At 64.9% G+C, this 2,695-nt stretch carries 3 protein-coding genes and 1 rRNA gene; 1 reads left to right on the top strand and 3 read right to left on the bottom strand.

Annotated features, from left to right (window positions below; translation table 11 throughout):
- The 3 genes from AC1D15_RS25825 to AC1D15_RS25815 all read right to left on the bottom strand — a co-directional run.
- The coding region (locus AC1D15_RS25825) for a LytR/AlgR family response regulator transcription factor (RefSeq protein ID WP_477828240.1) at positions 1-264 on the bottom strand (264 nt) is incomplete at its 3' end.
- Positions 252-1,301: a sensor histidine kinase gene (locus AC1D15_RS25820; protein WP_477828239.1), complete on the bottom strand. Its 1,050-nt coding sequence runs from the start codon at positions 1,299-1,301 to the stop codon at positions 252-254. The genes AC1D15_RS25825 and AC1D15_RS25820, both read right to left, overlap by 13 nt.
- A gap of 132 nt (positions 1,302-1,433) precedes the next feature.
- Complete coding sequence (locus AC1D15_RS25815; RefSeq protein ID WP_047509254.1) at positions 1,434-1,682, bottom strand: hypothetical protein; 249 nt, start codon at positions 1,680-1,682, stop codon at positions 1,434-1,436.
- Between the two features lie 555 nt (positions 1,683-2,237).
- Between AC1D15_RS25815 and AC1D15_RS25810 the strand changes: the two genes are divergently transcribed.
- Positions 2,238-2,695, top strand: a 16S ribosomal RNA gene (locus AC1D15_RS25810); the annotation flags it as partial.

Here is a 2,695-nt window from a genome sequence, read left to right as displayed (position 1 = left end):
GGCCTGCACCGCGTAGCGGTCGTGCGCGGTGACGAAGACGATGGCGGGGGCCGGCTCGGGCAACGATGCGGCGACGTCGAGGCCGCTCGGGCCCGGCATCTGCACGTCGAGGAACAATGCATCGGGCGCCTGCGCGGCGATCGCCGCCAGCGCTTCCTCGCCGTCGCGCGCCTGGCCGGTCACCTCGACATCGGCGAACGCGAGCAGCAGGCGGCGCAGGCGCTCGCGCGCCGGAGTCTCGTCGTCGACGATCAGCACCCGCATGGCAGCTCGACGCGGGCCAGCACGCCGCCGCCGTCGCGCGCCTGCAGCGTCAGCGAGGCGCTGTCGCCATGGCGTGTCAGCAGGCGCTGCCGCAGGTTGCCGAGGCCCACGCCCCAGGGCACATCGGGCCCCGGGGGCAGCTCGCCGGCGTCGTCCTGCACCTCCAGGCACAGGCGCGCACCGGCGCGGCGCGCGCGCACGACGATGCGGGTGGGGGCCAGGCGGCGCTCGACGCCGTGGCGGAAGGCGTTCTCGAGCAGGGGTTGCAGCAGCAGCGACGGGACCTTGCACGGACGGGTGGCGGGGTCGATGTCGAAGACGATGTCGACGCGTTCGGCGAAGCGCTCGCGCATGATGGACGCGTAGGCTTCGAGCAGCGTGAGCTCGTCGGCCAGCGTGGTCTCGGGGTGGCGCGCCAGGTCGGTGGCGGCGCGCAGCAGCGCAGCCAGGCGCATCAGCAGCGTGTCGGCCAGCGCCGGGTCGGTGTGGATCGTCGAGGCGATCGTGTTGAGCGCGTTGAACAGGAAATGCGGCTCGATCTGCTGGGCCAGCTGCAGCAGCTGCGCGCTTTGCGCCAAGCGCCGCTCGCGTTCGAGCCGCAGCCGCGCCGAGGCCAGCGCCGCATGCGAGCGCAGCCCGAAGACGATCGCGACGAACAGCAGGTAGAACATCGAGAACTTCAGCGCCTCGTAGCGGAACACCACCGGCCACGGGTCGTGCGTGTAGGTCTCGCCGGCGAGTGCGTGGACCGCGTGGCGCAGCCCGAACACCGCGGCGATGAAGCAGGGCGCGGCCAGCGGCAGCCAGGCGAGGCTCGCGGCGAACCAGCGCCACGGGCGGTTCAGCAGCTCATCGAGACGCCCGGCTCGCCGCCATTGCAGCCAGACGATCAGGCTGGACACGAGCATCGAGCTGCCTTCCCACAGCAGTGGTTTCCAGACGGCGGTGCCGCCCTGGCGCAGGTGATCCTGCACGCCGATGGTCATCATCAGCACCCAGAACAACGCCCAGGCGATGCCGAAGGCGAGACGCGGCATCGCTGCCGCGTCGTCGTGATCTCTGTCGGTAGAGAGAGAGGAGAGGGCCGTCATGCTCCCGCATTGTTGCCCCGGGGTCCGCCGGGCGCCATGGTTCGAGGGTGAACCGGGCCCGGGCGGGGGTGAGACGGATCAGGCTTCGGCCTTGGTCTTCGCGGTCTTCTTGGGAGCGGCACCGGCGCGGGGGCCGTTGGCAAACAGGGCCTCGATCTTGGCGTCGTGCTCCATCAGGTCGGCGGCGACGCCGCGCAGCTTGTCGGCACGCGCGAACACGCGGCGTTGCAGCTGGGCGATGCCAGCCGACTGTTCAACGCGTTGCAGGACGGTACCGGGGTCAATGGTCGATTCGAAGGGGTTGTTGACGTAGGTCGTGTCGTACATCGGGGTCTTCTCTTGTTTGTTGGCTCTGTCAACGCCGACCGCTGTTTGCCACCAGACAGCCGCGCGCGCCTCCCAACGGGGGCAGGGCGCGGATTCTCGCCGATGGCTCGCCGCCTGCGAAGCCCCGGCGGCGTATTGAAGGGACTCTCGGTGTGTCGCGGCATTTCAGAGAATCCCGACAAAACTCGAGGGTCTATGGTGTTGACGATTCAAAGTGGTCTGTGCATAATCGTGGGCTTCGCTGATGACAAATCAACGAAGCGACCCAACAACAGATTGGTTTCGGCRGGCGGCGAAAGCGGCGGCAGAAAAAAATCAAAACAAGTTGTTGAAGTCGAGCAAAAAGGTGCTACAGTCTAAGGCTGCGCTGAACGAGACAGATCGAACAGCAAAGCAAGACGGTTTRACCGGATTGCAGCTCTTTAAAAACAWACAGCCGATAAGTGTGGGCGTTGGAAGGCGAGTRCCGAAGAGTCGAAAGACTCGAGGTCTCATGGACCTTAAACGCTCATGAAGTGAAGTTCACTTCAATTCATTGAGTAAATTATCAAGATCGAACTGAAGAGTTTGATCCTGGCTCAGATTGAACGCTGGCGGCATGCCTTACACATGCAAGTCGAACGGCAGCACGGGAGCAATCCTGGTGGCGAGTGGCGAACGGGTGAGTAATATATCGGAACGTGCCCAGTTGTGGGGGATAGCCCGGCGAAAGCCGGATTAATACCGCATACGACCTGAGGGTGAAAGCGGGGGATCGCAAGACCTCGCGCAATTGGAGCGGCCGATATCAGATTAGCTAGTTGGTGGGGTAAAGGCCTACCAAGGCGACGATCTGTAGCTGGTCTGAGAGGACGACCAGCCACACTGGGACTGAGACACGGCCCAGACTCCTACGGGAGGCAGCAGTGGGGAATTTTGGACAATGGGCGCAAGCCTGATCCAGCCATGCCGCGTGCGGGAAGAAGGCCTTCGGGTTGTAAACCGCTTTTGTCAGGGAAGAAACGGTCTGATCT

Source organism: Rhizobacter sp. P2_H2, from assembly GCF_056403375.1.
Note: the sequence above shows the minus strand (reverse complement) of the source record. Positions and strands in the feature narration are given on the sequence as shown.

What these genes read in the sequence shown, in the direction of transcription:
- AC1D15_RS25815 (WP_047509254.1), bottom strand. Translation starts at nt 1,682, where the DNA reads ATGTACGACACGACCTACGTCAACAACCCCTTCGAATCGACCATTGAC.
- AC1D15_RS25820 (WP_477828239.1), bottom strand. Translation starts at nt 1,301, where the DNA reads ATGCCGCGTCTCGCCTTCGGCATCGCCTGGGCGTTGTTCTGGGTGCTG.